Below are 14,502 nucleotides of genomic sequence, written 5' to 3'. Positions count from 1 at the left end.
TTAAGCCCCTCCTTCTTTGGTGCTGGCGGGTTTTCCAGTGATGGCCGGATCGTTTGCGCTCTTTGGGTAGGCGTCCGGGTGCCGTCGAATGTGCGCTTTCAATTTCTCGAATTGCGCATTCAGGGCTGGAGGCACTTCTTTATAAACATCGGTAATCAAGGTTTCCAGCGCCGGTGGTGGTCGTTTCTGCGCTTGCTTCATGGTTTCGAGAACCTCGCGGCGCAGGCGTTCCTGCAATTCTTTTTCTTCGTTGTCGCTCCACCAACCGTGTGACTTCAGCCAGTGTTGGGTCCGCAGAATCGGATCTTTTTCACGCCAGATGGCTTCTTCGTCTTTGCTGCGGTAACCGGAGGGGTCATCGGAAGAAGAGTGGGCGGCCAAGCGGTACGTCATGGCTTCAATCAGTACAGGGCGGTTCTCTTCAACGGCTAGTTGGCGGGCTTTTTCGGTAGCCTGGTAAACCGCCAGAACGTCGTTGCCGTCTACCCGGATCACATCCATTTTATAGCCGTAAGCCCGCGGTGCTACACCGTCAGCAGCGAACTGCTCGGAGGCCGGTGTGGAAATTGCGTAGCCGTTATTGCGGCAGAAAAAGATCACCGGTACCTGGTGAACCGCGGCCATATTCAGGGCCGCATGGAAGTCGCCTTCGGAGGCGGCGCCTTCACCAAAGTAGACCAGGGTGCAGTGGCCTTCACCGGCCAGTTTCTGGCCATAGGCATAACCGGTGGCTTGGGGAATCTGGGTGGCCAACGGTGATGAAATGGTCATGTAATAGAGTTTTTTCGAACCGTAATGCACCGGCATCTGCCGGCCTTTGCCGTAGTCTTTGTCGTTACCGAACAGTTGGTTCATGAACTCGTCGATGGTGAATCCACGGTAGGCCAGCGCACCTTGTTCTCGGTATTGGGCCATAATCATGTCGCTATCACCCAGCGCTGCTGCGCTGCCAATAACGGCGGCTTCTTCACCGGTGCATTGCATGTAAAAGCTGAGGCGGCCCTGGCGTTGGGCGGCTAACATGCGTTCGTCCAGAATGCGGGTAGTGACCATGGCGCGATAAATGCGCAGGGCTTTTTCTTTGCCTATATCAGGCGCCTTACCGCCTTTGTAAAGCGAGCCGTCCTGTTTTAGCAGTTTGAAGGTGGCAATTCGAAACTCCGCGCCATTAGTGAAAATGGGGGAGTGCACGGTTTTTGGCTTTGTTGTTGTCATTATCCTCGTCCTTGGGTGGTGGCTGGAGGAACACAGAGCCCCTTGTGAGGGCTTTGGTTTTATCAGGTTAAGGGTGCTAATCTTTTCCAGAGTATAGAACGCATTGTGCGAACTCACCCATAGAGAAGTTGACCTTAACGTAAAGTGCGACTTTTGAGTAGTATCTTGAATAGTATCTTGAGCAGTATCGTAAACTGAGAAGTGTCTTAAATAGTATCTTGAGTGAGGTAATTCCATGGTGGATGAAAACCGGCAGATTGTTTGCCCACATTGCAGCAAAGTAAATCGGGTTCCTGCCAGTCGCTTGTCAGCGGGTGGCACCTGCGGTGCGTGCAAACAGCCGTTGTGGCCAGATAATGTGCCCGAATTTACTGAACAGGTGTTCGCCACTCACATCGCCCGTAGCGACTTGCCGGTGCTGGTGGATTTTTGGGCCAGCTGGTGCGGCCCGTGCAAGGCGATGGCGCCGCAGTTTGCGCTGGCGGCAAAAGGCTGGAAGGGTAAGGTGCGATTTGCCAAGCTGAATACGGAACAGCAACCAGGCCCGTCGGGGCAGTTTGGGATTCGCAGTATTCCCACGCTGATTCTGTTTCGCAACGGCCGCGAGCATGCTCGTCAGAGTGGCGGCATGAATCAGGCTCAGATTGATCAGTGGCTGGGCGCTCAGTTGAATTAGCCTGAGTGCGTTCAGTCTTCCTGTTTATCCTGTTTGTCGAGGGCTTCCTGCTCGGCCTTGCGTTTGCGCACCTTTTCCAGTTTGTCGCCAGACAGGCTCATGGTGCTAGACGTGTCACGCAGCATAAACAGGCTGCCTAGAATCAGCGCCAGCGAGGCGAGTAAGATAATCCATCCGATCGTTGGCATAGCAATTGTCCTTATATAGAAAGCCTAACTCTGATAATGAGCCTGTAATATGAAACAGGCCAGTGCAGTGTTTGGCGGACATCACTTATCAGCCGGTCAATTTCCCGCCAACTTCCGTCTGTGCCCATGGCTACAGGGTTATGCGAGGCTGTCCCAAGGCTTCTCACAAGGTTATCCACAGCTTTTGTGGGTAAAAATTCCCGGCTCAGCCAAAGATAGAGACTCACTGAAGCTATTAGCTTATGATTAGTTGCATCAGTTTACCTATCGGTTAATTTCCACCACAATCGGCGCCATTCAAAATCAGGAACCGGTTTTATGGCACACGATTGTTCAGTTTTGTCGGGAGTCGGCCGATGAAAGCTTTGCTTCAGGGCTACCTCAATTCGTCATTGATTCTGCGCGTTAGCATTGCGTTGGTGTTGGGCATCGCCGTTGGGCTTATTGGTGGCCAGCCTGTGGCTGACTGGCTGGCACCGTTTGGCGAGTTGTTACTGCGTTTGCTGAAATTCCTGATTGTACCCATCGTGCTGTTCACTTTAATGGTGGGTATCAACCAGGCCAATATCGGCAGTATGGGGCGGGTCGGTCGCAAACTGATGCTGTACTACATTGCCTCTTCAGCGCTGGCGATTATTGTTGGGTTGGCCGTTGCAACCTGGCTTGAGCCCGGCAGTGGTATGACGCTGAATGAAAATGCGACCATAAAAGTTCCGGACAACCCGGGCTTTGCGGCGGTGTTGCTGAACATTATTCCAGATAATATTTTTACGGCTTTCACCGAATTGAATTTGCTGGGGATTATTTTCACCGCCATTGTATTCGGTATTGCGCTGTTGAAGCTGCGTGAGTCAGAACAGCACGCAGAGCTGGGCGAGCACCTTTATAAGGTGATTGAGGGGCTCAGTGAAATGACCCTGAAAGTGATGGCAGGGGTGTTGCAATACGTACCCATCGGGGTATTTGCGATTGTGGCGAAAACCGCCGGTGAGCAGGGCATAGAAACTATTATGGCCCTGGGCGATATGGTAGTGGTGCTGTACATCGCGCTGGCGGTTCAACTGGTGGTGTATTGCGTGATCATGCGTGGCTTTGGTGTGAATGTGCGAGGGTTTTTCCGGGAAGCCAGAACGCCTATGGCGACGGCGTTCGCTACCCAGAGCAGTTCTGGCACCTTGCCGCTGACCATTACCGCAGCCCGCAAGTTGAACATACCCCAGCGAATATACGGTTTCAGCTTGCCGTTAGGCGCCACCATTAATATGGACGGTGCCGCCATTCGCATCGCCATTTCCGCCGTGTTTGCTGCTAATGTGATGGGCGTTCCGCTGGACTTGTTGGCCATGGCCGAGATTGTGCTGATTGGCACGCTTGCATCGATTGGCACCGCTGGCGTGCCAGGCGCCGGTATTGTGATGATTGCCACGGTGTTTGCACAGGTTGGCCTGCCGATTGAAACCGTGGCGTTGCTGGTGTCTATCGATGCCTTGGTGGGTATGGGCGCAACCGGCCTGAACGTAACCGGCGATCTGGTGGGCACCTCTATTATTGCCCGCTCTGAAAGCCGCCACGATACCTGACGGAATCGACGGCTGATAAAAAACGGTGAAGAGGATGATGCCTTTTCACCGTTTTTTTTGACTGAGGAAAACGTATTACTGGTTTTAATCGACGTACAATCGCCATTGACAGGGGAATGAACGATGAAAAAACGGGTTGTTGTCATTACGGGTGCCAACCGCGGTATTGGCTTGGAACTGGCGCAGCACTATAGCCATGTTGGGCATTACGTCATTGGCGTATGTCGACAAACCTCTGACGAGCTGGAGGCGGCAGCTGCGCGGGTAATTGCACACGTGGATGTAACGTCAGGTGAGAGTGTGGAAAGGCTGGCAGGGGCGTTGGCAGGGGAACGCATTGATCTTTTGATCAACAACGCAGGCTTGCTGCAGGAAAACGAACTGGGCTGCATTGACTTCGATTCCCTGCGGGCACAAATGGAAGTAAACGCTTATGCGCCGCTGCGAGTGACCGAGGCGCTTATGTCACTCATTCCGTCTGGCGGAAAAGTGGCCAACATTACCAGCAAGTTGGGCTCAATAACCCTGAACAATTCGGGAGCCAGGTATGGCTACCGGGCTTCAAAGGCGGCATTGAATGCGCTTGGCAAATCTCTTGCGGTAGACCTTAAACCTAAAGGCATTGCGGTGGCTCAGTTGCATCCGGGTTTTGTGCAAACCGGCATGACCAAAGGCCGGGGGGAGATTACGACCGCCGAATCCGTCAGTGGGCTGACGGCGCGGATTGAAGAGCTGAACCTGGAGAACACTGGTTCGTTCTGGCATCAGACCGGTGAGTTACTTCCATGGTGAAAAAAGTGCCCGCCGTTATCACCGGCGGGCACTTGTGCTGCCGGTCAGATTGTTGTTTTAGCGGGTTACTGATTTTTACGAAGATTCTAAAATAGCAGGTGAAACAAAGCTGACGTTTTGGCGCCAGCTTTGCTGCAATATTTGTTAATCATCTTCCTCGTTGGCCTGTTGGCGATCCAGGCGATCCCGTTCTTCTTCCTTCGCCGCGTCAATCACTTCCATTATTTCGCCCAGGTCCGCGCTGTGGGTGTCGTGAATAAAGCACCCGGTCAGTTTGCTGGCGGGGTGCAGGCGGCCACTTTCGTACAGCTCCCAGATTTCTTTGCCGTAATCGGTGTTCATCAGCTCTGGCGCGTACTTGCCAAAGTAACGGCGCATGTTGTCTACGTCGCGCTCCAGCATGCGCTCGGCGTTGTTGTTGCCAGAGGCGTTTACCGCCTGGGGCAGGTCGATAATTACGGGCCCCTGATCATCCAGCAGTACGTTGAACTCTGACAAGTCGCCGTGAATAAGTCCGGCGCTGAGCATTCGCACGACTTCGGCAATCACCTGCTGGTGGTAGTCCAGCGCCTGTTCGCGGGTCAGTTCAACGTCGTCCAGCCTGGGCGCGGCTTTGCCATCGGCATCGCTGATCAGTTCCATCAGCAGTACCCCATCAACAAAGCCTGATGGCCGTGGCACTCGCACACCGGCATCCGCCAGGCGGTAAAGGGCGTCTACCTCGGCGTTCAGCCAGGCGTCTTCATGCTCTTTTTGGCCGTAGCGGGTTTTTTTACCCATGGCGCGGGCACGGCGACTGTTGCGTACCTTGCGGCCTTCCTGGTATTCCACGGCCTGCTTGAAGCTGCGTTTTGACGCTTCTTTAAACACTTTGGCACAGCGAACATGGTCGCCACACTGCACCACGTATACCTGAGCTTCTTTGCCGCTCATAAGCTGATACAGCACGCTGTCTATCAGCCCGTCATCTAACAGGGATTGTAATCGTTTTGGTGTTTTCATAGGGCCGCAATGTTACATCAAATCGGTTTTGGTTGTGTTGATCTGTGAGAGCTACCAGCAAAGCGCTTCTGACGGTAGAATCACCCGGCCTGAACCCGCGCCGGCATTTGCTCGGCACCGGTTCGTTTATCCTGCTGTTTTGGAGCTTTGAAAATGCCTAGAGCAAGTGAAATCAAGAAAAACTCTGCTATCGAGTTTGAAGGTCGGGTGTATTTTGTCAAGGATATCGAGCGGTCTGTACCCCAAGGCCGAGCTGGCGGCAGCCTTTACCGCATGCGGTTGTACGATGTGGTTACCAACATCAAGAAAGACGAGACCTTCAAAGACGGCGATATGCTGAATCTGGCGGACTTGACCCGCCGTACTGCGTCTTTTTCTTACGCCGACGGCGAAGAATACGTGTTTATGGATACCGAAGATTACACACAGTATATGCTCAGCAAAGAAGCCATTGCCGAGGAGCTGCTGTTTGTGACCGAAGAAACCCAAGGCATTATGGTTGTGTTGATCAAAGATGCACCCGTAGCGCTGGCTCTGCCCCCCACGGTCGATTTTGAAATCGTGGACACAGCGCCTTCGGTGAAAGGTGGCTCTGCCACAGCCAGAACCAAACCAGCGACTATGGTCACAGGCTTGGTGATTCAGGTGCCTGAATACATTTCCACCGGCGACCGCATCAAAGTGAATGTGGAAGAACGCAGGTTTATGGGGCGGGCGACCGCGGAGTAACGGGCATCTGCCTAGTAAGTCGTGCCAGGAGGGCGCAGCCGCTATGTTTGAAACGCAATCTGAAGCAAAGCCTGAAATACAGTCTGAAACACGTAAAGCGTTTGTTGCTTTGGTTGACGGCGGCCAGATTGCGCCCATAGATTCAAACCGCGCCGCGGCGATAGCCGGTGTGTTTCCGGCGGGCCGGCAGTGGCTGCGCTTTTTAGACGTGTTGCTGTTGTGCCTGGGTGGCTTGGCGCTGGCCTTTTCCGTACTGCTTTTTGTAGCCTTCAACTGGGGTGAGCTGGGCCGACTGGCTCGTTTCGCGTTGGTCGAAGGAGCTTTACTGCTGGCGTTTGTGGGTTACTGGCTGGCCGGACGCGAAACCTTGGCTGGCAAGGTTGCGCTGCTTTCGACCGGTCTTCTGTTGGGCGGATTGCTGGCGCTGTTCGGGCAAACCTACCAGACCGGTGCCGATCCCTGGCAGCTGTTTTTTGTGTGGATGTTACTACTGACACCCTTTGCCCTGATTGGCCGATTTGCACCGCTGTGGGTACTTTGGGCCGTTTTGGTCAACCTCGCGCTGACGTTGTACTTTCAGCCTAGTGGCCGCTTTTCAGCGGAGGCTTATGGGCAACTGTTGTGGGTCCAGTTTGCCGCGAACGGGTTTATGTTGTGTGCATGGGAGTGGCTGGCCGGCCGTGCGCCCTGGCTTAATCAGCGTTGGGCGGTGCGGTTGTTGGCAATGGCTACCTTAATGCCACTGACGCTGCGAGTCGTTGAAAGTGTGTTTTTTAGCAGCAATTTATGGCTTCCCGCGGCGGTGTTTCTATTGGCACTGGCGATTGTGTATGGGGTTTACCGCTACCAACGTCAGGATTTGTTTATGCTGACGCTCGCGGCGGTTTCGGTGATTGCGATTGTTGTCAGCCTGCTGGTTAAACATGTGGTGTGGAACTTCGACAACAGCGGGGGTGTATTACTGATGGCCGTAACGTTGATGGTTATGACTACGTCAGCCGTTAACTGGTTGCGGTCTGTTCACCGGGGATGGCAGGTATGAACGCTGAACATCAACGGCTATGGATTAGCTTGCAACAGCAAGGCCTGGTAGAGGGGGCACCGCCAGCACCGGGAGAGGCAGGTTCGCCCTGGTACATCTTGGTGTTTATGGGCTTTTTTGGCTGGCTGGCGGCGCTGTTTTTGTTTTTGGCCATTGCGCTGCTGTTTTTCTTTGACCTGGAGCTTGATCGGTTTTTTGAAAGCCCGCTATTGCTGTGGACAATAGGGCTATTGTTGATTGGCGTTGCATTCTGGCTGCTGCGAAGTGCGGCTAGCGAGTTTGTAAGGCACATGGCGTTGGCGTTTAGCCTCGCAGGGCAGGGTTTTGTGGCCTGGGGCTCGTTTGGAGGCGCTGATGCTATAGGTGCCACGCTGTTGATTACTGGCTTTCAAATGCTTTTAGCGGTGTTTATGCCAGACTTTATCCACCGCGTTTTTTCAACTTGTGTGGCCGCACTTGGCTTGCTTGTGTTTGTCGAGTTGCCCTTACTGAACGTGGTGGCGGGCGGCGTTGTGCTGGTTTTTACGGGCTGGGTGTGGCTGCATGAATTCCAGTTTCCGCGGATGTCGCCAGCGCTGCGAGCCTGGGGCTATGGCGGCGGGCTGGCGCTGGTTACCAGCAGAAGTGAGGTTGTGCTGGGTCTGAATTGGTCGGTGACGAACGGAATGCTTAATACGCTGCCTACGATTTATGGCTGGTTGGCAACGCTGTTGGAAGGTCTGGCTGCTGTTTATATTGTGTACAGCGTGTGCCAGCGCCTGAAGACAGCTGCTCGGGTTCAAATATTGGCGCTTTGTGCCCTGACAGCCCTGGTGTTAGCCAGTGCCGTCGCGCCGGGCTTGCTGGTGTGCATGATGGTCATCGTGCTGGGCCAAACCGGCAGCAACACCTTGCTGAAAGGCATCGGCATTGCGGGCCTATTGTTTTACGCCAGTGCTTTTTATTACCAGCTGCATGCAACCTTGATGGTTAAATCCCAGGTTTTGTTAGCCACCGGTTTACTGCTGCTGGCCGTGCGCTGGTTGATGTTAAGACTGGTGAATGGCCAGGCGGGAGAGAACCCATGAAGCAATGGTTCAGTCGCCGACTTATTGGTTTGCTAGCCTTGTTGGTCGCGTTGGTGATGGTGAACCTGTCGGTGTTCCAAAAAGAGCAGCAGTTGGCTCATGGCAAGGTGGTTTATCTTGATTTAGCGCCGGTAGATCCGCGCTCGCTGATGCAAGGCGACTACATGACCCTGAGCTTCGCTATCGGCCAGGAAATTCGCCGTGCCTTTGGACACAGTGCGCAGGCGTTTTTAATGGCGAAGACGTCAACCCACTACGTCATTGTTACCCTCGACAGCCAGAACAGGGCGAGCTTCAAAACGCTGTTCAACGGACAAGATTTGGCTCCGGAAGAGTTGTTGCTGCGCTACCGGATACGCCATGACATCGTGCACTTCGCCACCAACGCATTCTTTTTCCAGGAGGGCGATGCTGAATATTACGAGGCCGCCAGGTACGGTCAGTTTCGGGTGAACGAACAAGGCGAACCCTTGCTGGTGGCCCTGTATAGCGACGAGTTGAAGCAGCTGGGCCCACCCGAAAAAACAGATCTTTGAACGCGAAAATGTTCAAACGTGGTGGATAATACAAAACCAGGTGTGTACGGTGGTCGGCTAATTTTCGAAACTGGTTGATAAATGTCTTCAAGCACGGCTAGCACTACCGATAACCTCCGTTCCACCTCCTCTGATTCTTCCCCCGCTGGCTCCGCAGATGCCCACCGCTTTGGTGATCCTGTTGTACTGGTTCTCACCATTGGCTTTATATTGCTGTTCGTAGGCTGGTCGCTGATGGATGCCGACAGTCTTGCTGCCGTGATTGACGTGGGCTTCGCCTGGACGGCCAAGTATATGGGCACCTTTTTTCAGTTGTTGCTGTTGCTGACCTTCTTCATTGCGATGGGTGTGGCCGTTAGCCGCGCTGGTGCCGCCCGCCTGGGCGGTATGGAAAAGCCTGAATTCAGCACCTTCCGCTGGCTGTCGATGATTCTATGTACTCTGCTGGCGGGTGGTGGTGTTTTTTTTGCTGCTGGCGAGCCGGTGTATCACTTTGTGGTAACGCCACCGGCGTTTGACACCGAAGCCGGCACGGCACAAGCCGTTGCGCCGGCCATGGCTCAAGCGTTTATGCACTGGGGTTTTTTAGCTTGGAGCGTACTCGGGTCGTTAACCGCGATGGTTCTGGCTCACGCCCACTACGTTCAGGGCAAACCATTACAGCCGCGTACCTTGCTTTACCCGGTGTTTGGTGAGCGCATTATGAGCAGCTGGCTAGGCGGCGTTGTTGACGCCATGTGCGTCATCGCGGTGGTTGCCGGTACCGTCGGCCCCATTGGCTTTTTGGCCACACAGATGAGTTTTGGCCTGCATGAATTGTTCGGCGTGGCAGACGAATTCAGCACCCAATTGGTCATTCTTGGCCTGCTGGCCGCTGTTTACGTGGCCTCGGCGGTCAGTGGTATTCACCGTGGTATTCAGTTGCTGAGCCGGTTCAATGTCATTTTAGCACTGGTCATCGGCGCGGTGATCTTCGCGTTTGGCCCCACCTTGTTTTTAGTCAATACCTACATGGCGTCTATGGGCGAGTATCTAACGTCGTTCTTCGCTATGGCCACCATGACCAGTGAAACGGCGCCCGAATGGTGGATGAAATGGTGGACGGTATTCTTCTTTGCCTGGTTTATTGGCTACACCCCACTGATGTCGATTTTCGTGGCGCGTATTTCTCGCGGTCGCACCATTCGCCAGACTATTTTGGCGGTATCCATTCTGGCACCGATCGCCACCACCATCTGGTTCACCCTGCTGGGTGGTTCGGGTGTTTATTACCAGCTCACGGGTGTGTTTGACCTAACCGAAGCGCTGAACGCGTTCCGTTTTGATCAAGCCACACTAACGGTTGCCAAGAACTTACCCGGCGGCGTAATGATGGCCGCAGCCGTGCTACTGTTGACCACCATTTTCGTGGCCACCACCGGCGACTCCATGAGCTATGCCATTGCCACCGTAGGCGCAGGCCACGATGAACCGCACTACGCCATTCGCGCCTTTTGGGGCGGAGCCATGGCTGTTATGGCGGCGATTCTGTTGTACATGGGTGCCGGCCAGATTGGTGTGTTGCAGCAGTTTATTGTGCTAACCGCCATTCCGGTGTCGCTGATTATTCTGCCATCGCTGTGGACAGGCCCGCAGGCTGCGTTTGCCATGGCGCGGGCGCAGAAGCTGATATAGCAGGCGGGTGTTCTGTCTGGCGTTGTAGAGTTATCTACAAAGAACTAAGGCCGGGCGGGGCGTTTTCAGGCCGGTAGGCGCTGCATTCGGTAGCGTCTTTCCGGCCGGCCAATACTGCCATAGGTCACTTCGGCCACCAGGGTTCTGGTGCCGGTCATATATTCGAGGTAGCGTCTGGCTGTGGTGCGCGATGCACCCATGACGCCGCCTACTTCCTCTGCACTCCAGGGCTTGCCGTCGGCAACGACCTCACGAATCCGGTCTAGCGTAATCACATCAATGCCTTTGGGCAGTCGGTGATGGTTGTCGTTGCCATTTTCGCCGCTGTTGCGTGGGAGCAGGGCGTCTACTTCGTCCTGACCTAAATGCTTCAGTGCCGACAGTCGTTCAGCATGGTCACAGAAGCGTTTAATGGCTTCTTCCAGGCGTTCGAACACCAAGGGTTTCAGGATGTAATCAAACACGCCACCGCGCAGGGCGGTCCGCAATGTTTCTACTTCTTTGGCGGCGGTGATCAGGATCACGTCGCTGCTGCTATTACTGGCGCGTAGCTCACGCAGCAAATCTAATCCGTTGCCGTCGGGGAAATACACGTCGAGCAGTATCAGGTCAGGCTTTAATACGTCGGCCTGTTCGCGGGCATCGGCCAGGGTATGGGCAATGCCGCAAAGTTCTACCTGCTTTAACCGCTGGATAAAGCGGCGCTGGATTTCCGCAATCTGACGGTCGTCTTCAGCAATCAGCAGTCGGATGGGGGGCAAGGTTGGCTCCTTCCGGTGGGTTTTTTTGGTAAATATAAGGTGAAGCGGCTGCCGCCAGTGGCTTTCAGGTTTTCCACCGTCACCGAGCCACCCCAGCTGTCCAGAAACTGGCGCACCAGATGCAAGCCAAAGCCGTGATGGGTGCCTGTTTTGCTGGTAACACCCTTTTCAAACATTCGGTTTTGAACTTCCAGAGGAATGCCCGGGCCTTGGTCTTCCACCTCGAAAATCAGATCTTGGCCAAGATCGGTCATCGACAGCTGTACCCGGCCATTAGCACCGGTATGTCGACGGGTGGCTTCCAGCGCGTTATCAATCAGGTTGCCGAGTACGCTTACCAGTTGTTCTCGCGGCAAATTGTGCGGCAGGTCCGTCATCTGGCTATCCGGGTCTATGTCCAGATGCAGGCCCATTTCCCGGGCACGGTTGTGTTTGCCCAATAGGCAACCGGCAATGATGGGGTCAGGCACGGCTTCCAGCAGCAAATGAATCAGTGCCTGATGGCTGCTGACTTCGCTGCCAATAAGCCCCAGAGCGTCGTTGTAGGCACCCAGCTGTATCAGCCCTGCGATGGTGTGCAACTTATTGGAGTACTCGTGGGTTTGGCTGCGCAGAGTATCGGCGTATTGCTGGATGCGGGTGAGCTGCTGGCTGACTTGATCCAGCTCGTTACGCAAACGGAAGCTGGACACCACGCCGATTATGTCGGTGCCTTGGCGCATTGGCAGCCGGTTGACCACCATCTGGCGGTTGCGCAGCCACACTTCGCGGTCGAATTCTGGCGTGCCGGTGGCCAGAACGGACATTAAACCGCTCTCCGGAAGTATCTCGTGAATTGGGCGCCCTAACACCGGCATCTCGGTATCAAGCCCAAGAGTGAGCAGGGCCGCACGATTCACCGTGGTAATAATGCCGTCGCGGTTAATGGCAATAATGCCTTCACGCACCGATTGCAGCGTAGCGTTGCGCTCTTGGAACAGACCGGCGATTTCCTCTGGCTCGAGGCCAAAAATAGCGCTCTTGAAACGACTGGCAATCACCACCGCTGCCAGAATGCTAATCAGTAAAACCACCCCCAGAACCCCGTACAGGACAAAATTGTATCGCTGCACGGTGGCCTCTACTTGGCTTACGCTGTAGCCCACCGACACGATTCCGATAATCGCGCCACTGTCGGGTTCAAACACCGGCGCTTTGCCTCGCATGGATTCGCCCAGGTTGCCGAGCGCACGGGCGACATAGCCCTTGCCCTCCACCAGTGCGCGGCGGCCATAATCGCCTTCGTCGTCGGCCATGGAGCGCCCGATGCGCTCGGGTAAAGGGTGCGCCAGGCGAATGGCGTCGTGATCGCCAATTACAATAAACAGGGCTTCGTTTGTTTGGGCCAGGGTGTGGGTGAGGGTGTTGAGATCGTCAAGATTCCGCTGCTGTATACCGCGGATAACCGCAGGGCTGGCGGCAATGGTTTTGGCGACCATCAAGGCCCGTTGGCCAATCTCGTTGTAAAGGGATTCGCTGAGGTAATAACCGGCAAACACGCCAATAAAAACGGTCTGTAGAACACTTACCAGACCCAGGGTGAGAATCATGCGGGTTTTAAGTTTAGTGCGTCGCTTTACAGGCATAGACGTCCGTCAGCTTAGTCCATCGGCGCTGCGCGCCCGAATTCTTCAGGTTAAAACACCGTAACCGGTTTTGCTCGTGAACTTAATGCACAAAATGAACGTTAGTTTTTTTATATCCGTTACGCCCGCAAGCTTCAGCAATTACGCATTGCCTTCTAAGGTGTTTGGTGAAACAACAAAAAGGTGATGTGTATGTTTATTAAAAGAGCAATAACACTCGCGGCGGCGGCCGCTTTTAGTATGTCTGCCATGGCCTGGCAGCCCAGCGGAAAAGTAGAGTGCCTGGCTCCGGCTGACCCGGGCGGCGGCTGGGATTTCACCTGCCGCAGTGTTGGCAACGTCATGCAGCAGCTTAAGCTGGTAGAAGGCTCTGTACAAACCGTCAACATGGCTGGCGCCGGCGGCGGCGTGGCTTATGCCCACACGGTCAGCAAGCGTAAAAACGACGACAAGCTGATTGTTGCAGCGTCTACCGCGACCACCACACGCTTGGCACAGAAGCAGTTTCCGAGTATGGACGCGTCTATGGTGAAGTGGATCGGCGCTTTGGGAGCCGACTACGGCATTATCGCCGTGAGCAAAGATTCCGAGTACCAAAACCTCAACCAGTTGATGGACGCGCTGAAAAAAGACCCGCGCGCGGTGAAGTTTGCTGGCGGCAGTGCTCGCGGCGGTTGGGACCACTTGAAAGTGCTGATTGCAGCAAAAGCGGCGGGTGCCGACAAGCTGCCTTCTATTCCTTATCTGTCTTATAACAACGGCGGCGAAGCCATGACTCAGGTAGTGGGTGGCCAGGTGGATGCCTTTACCGGTGACGTATCTGAAGCGACCGGCTTTATGGAATCGGGCGATTTGCGCGTACTGGCGGTGCTTTCCGAAGAACGTCTGCCGGGCAAATTTGGCAACATCCCTACGGCCCGCGAACAGGGTATTGATGCACTTGGCCCCAACTGGCGCGGGTTTTATATGCCCAAAGACACCTCGGAAGAAGCTCAGCAATACTGGGTAGAAGCGATGGACACTATTTACGCCAGCGAAGAATGGAAAGCCGTGATGAAAAGCAACGGTCTGATTCCGTTTCATCCCAAGGCCGGCGAGTTTGAAAGCTTTGTAACCAACCAGGTGCAGGACATTGAAAACCTGTCCCGGGAAATCGGTCTACTAAAATGACCGGCATGGGCGACCGTATTCTGGGCTTGTGCCTGCTGGTAGTGGCGGTTGCCTATGGCTGGGTAGCACAGCAATGGCCTGAACCCTTCGGCGGTGCCGAGGGCGTAGGGCCAGAAACTTTTCCCACCATTCTGGCGATTGTGCTGGTGGTGGGCAGCCTGTACCTGATGATCAAACCAGACGCCGATGCTAAATGGCCGGTGGGAAAGTCCGCTTTGGAACTGGTGATTTCCATCATTGTGCTGGTGGTTTATGCACTGCTGCTTGAGCCATTGGGCTTTATTATATCCACCACGTTGGCTGTCGGCGTCTTAAGCTGGCGCATGGGTGCGCCGCCACGGCGGGCATTTGTGACCGGCTTAATCAGTGCCGTTGTGGTGTTTGGATTGTTCAACTATGGCTTGTCGCTAAGCCTGCCTAACGGCCTGCTGGGAGGCTTCTGACC

Annotated in this window: 15 protein-coding genes; 10 read left to right on the top strand and 5 right to left on the bottom strand. The window is 54.6% G+C overall.

Annotated features, from left to right (window positions below; all coding sequences use genetic code 11):
- Window positions 1-1,215 carry a thiamine pyrophosphate-dependent dehydrogenase E1 component subunit alpha gene (locus MRBBS_RS13720; protein WP_014872140.1) on the bottom strand — a complete coding sequence of 405 codons (1,215 nt, stop codon included), beginning with the start codon at window positions 1,213-1,215 and terminating at the stop codon, window positions 1-3.
- Window positions 1,216-1,450: 235 nt separating this feature from the next.
- Between MRBBS_RS13720 and trxC the strand changes: the two genes are divergently transcribed.
- Window positions 1,451-1,891 carry a thioredoxin TrxC gene (gene trxC, locus MRBBS_RS13715; protein WP_014872139.1) on the top strand — a complete coding sequence of 147 codons (441 nt, stop codon included), beginning with the start codon at window positions 1,451-1,453 and terminating at the stop codon, window positions 1,889-1,891.
- 11 nt (window positions 1,892-1,902) lie between these two features.
- On the opposite strand, the gene MRBBS_RS19100 is transcribed toward trxC, so the two are convergent.
- Window positions 1,903-2,079: a DUF2897 family protein gene (locus MRBBS_RS19100; protein WP_014872138.1), complete on the bottom strand. Its 177-nt coding sequence runs from the start codon at window positions 2,077-2,079 to the stop codon at window positions 1,903-1,905.
- A gap of 356 nt (window positions 2,080-2,435) precedes the next feature.
- On the opposite strand from MRBBS_RS19100, the gene MRBBS_RS13710 reads away from it, so the two are divergent.
- Together MRBBS_RS13710 and MRBBS_RS13705 are read left to right on the top strand one after the other, a co-directional pair.
- Complete coding sequence (locus tag MRBBS_RS13710) at window positions 2,436-3,659, top strand: dicarboxylate/amino acid:cation symporter (protein ID WP_014872137.1); 1,224 nt, start codon at window positions 2,436-2,438, stop codon at window positions 3,657-3,659.
- A 123-nt stretch (window positions 3,660-3,782) separates the two neighbouring features.
- Window positions 3,783-4,451: an SDR family oxidoreductase gene (locus MRBBS_RS13705; protein WP_014872136.1), complete on the top strand. Its 669-nt coding sequence runs from the start codon at window positions 3,783-3,785 to the stop codon at window positions 4,449-4,451.
- Between the two features lie 144 nt (window positions 4,452-4,595).
- Here the strand turns inward: MRBBS_RS13705 and MRBBS_RS13700 are convergent, their stop codons facing one another.
- Window positions 4,596-5,453 (bottom strand): PA4780 family RIO1-like protein kinase, encoded by an 858-nt coding sequence (locus MRBBS_RS13700; protein WP_014872135.1) that lies wholly within the window; start codon window positions 5,451-5,453, stop codon window positions 4,596-4,598.
- Between the two features lie 153 nt (window positions 5,454-5,606).
- On the opposite strand from MRBBS_RS13700, the gene yeiP reads away from it, so the two are divergent.
- From yeiP to MRBBS_RS13675, 5 genes are all read left to right on the top strand, one after another.
- The gene (yeiP, locus tag MRBBS_RS13695; protein WP_014872133.1) at window positions 5,607-6,182 is read left to right on the top strand and encodes an elongation factor P-like protein YeiP; all 576 of its coding nucleotides are present in this window, start codon (window positions 5,607-5,609) and stop codon (window positions 6,180-6,182) included.
- A 43-nt stretch (window positions 6,183-6,225) separates the two neighbouring features.
- Entirely contained in the window at window positions 6,226-7,224 is a 999-nt protein-coding gene (locus tag MRBBS_RS13690; protein ID WP_014872132.1) for a DUF2157 domain-containing protein, read from the top strand.
- A complete protein-coding gene (locus tag MRBBS_RS13685) occupies window positions 7,221-8,291 on the top strand; it encodes a DUF4401 domain-containing protein (RefSeq protein WP_014872131.1) in 1,071 nt (356 codons plus the stop codon). Before MRBBS_RS13690 ends, MRBBS_RS13685 begins: the two co-directional genes overlap by 4 nt.
- The gene (locus MRBBS_RS13680) at window positions 8,288-8,827 is read left to right on the top strand and encodes a GDYXXLXY domain-containing protein (RefSeq protein ID WP_014872130.1); all 540 of its coding nucleotides are present in this window, start codon (window positions 8,288-8,290) and stop codon (window positions 8,825-8,827) included. The genes MRBBS_RS13685 and MRBBS_RS13680 overlap by 4 nt, the downstream gene beginning before the upstream one ends.
- An 81-nt stretch (window positions 8,828-8,908) precedes the next feature.
- The gene (locus MRBBS_RS13675) at window positions 8,909-10,501 is read left to right on the top strand and encodes a BCCT family transporter (RefSeq protein WP_014872129.1); all 1,593 of its coding nucleotides are present in this window, start codon (window positions 8,909-8,911) and stop codon (window positions 10,499-10,501) included.
- Window positions 10,502-10,566: 65 nt separating this feature from the next.
- On the opposite strand, the gene MRBBS_RS13670 is transcribed toward MRBBS_RS13675, so the two are convergent.
- The gene (locus MRBBS_RS13670; protein WP_014872128.1) at window positions 10,567-11,262 is read right to left on the bottom strand and encodes a response regulator; all 696 of its coding nucleotides are present in this window, start codon (window positions 11,260-11,262) and stop codon (window positions 10,567-10,569) included.
- A complete protein-coding gene (locus MRBBS_RS13665) occupies window positions 11,241-12,887 on the bottom strand; it encodes a sensor histidine kinase (RefSeq protein WP_014872127.1) in 1,647 nt (548 codons plus the stop codon). Before MRBBS_RS13665 ends, MRBBS_RS13670 begins: the two co-directional genes overlap by 22 nt.
- A gap of 192 nt (window positions 12,888-13,079) precedes the next feature.
- Here MRBBS_RS13665 and MRBBS_RS13660 point away from each other — a divergent pair, with 192 nt between their 5' ends.
- Together MRBBS_RS13660 and MRBBS_RS13655 are read left to right on the top strand one after the other, a co-directional pair.
- A complete protein-coding gene (locus MRBBS_RS13660) occupies window positions 13,080-14,057 on the top strand; it encodes a Bug family tripartite tricarboxylate transporter substrate binding protein (RefSeq protein ID WP_014872126.1) in 978 nt (325 codons plus the stop codon).
- The gene (locus MRBBS_RS13655) at window positions 14,054-14,500 is read left to right on the top strand and encodes a tripartite tricarboxylate transporter TctB family protein (RefSeq protein WP_014872125.1); all 447 of its coding nucleotides are present in this window, start codon (window positions 14,054-14,056) and stop codon (window positions 14,498-14,500) included. Before MRBBS_RS13660 ends, MRBBS_RS13655 begins: the two co-directional genes overlap by 4 nt.
- Window positions 14,501-14,502 lie beyond the last annotated feature (2 nt).

It is taken from the genome of Marinobacter sp. BSs20148, assembly GCF_000283275.1.
GTDB lineage: Bacteria > Pseudomonadota > Gammaproteobacteria > Pseudomonadales > Oleiphilaceae > Marinobacter > Marinobacter psychrophilus.
Note: the sequence above shows the minus strand (reverse complement) of the source record. Positions and strands in the feature narration are given on the sequence as shown.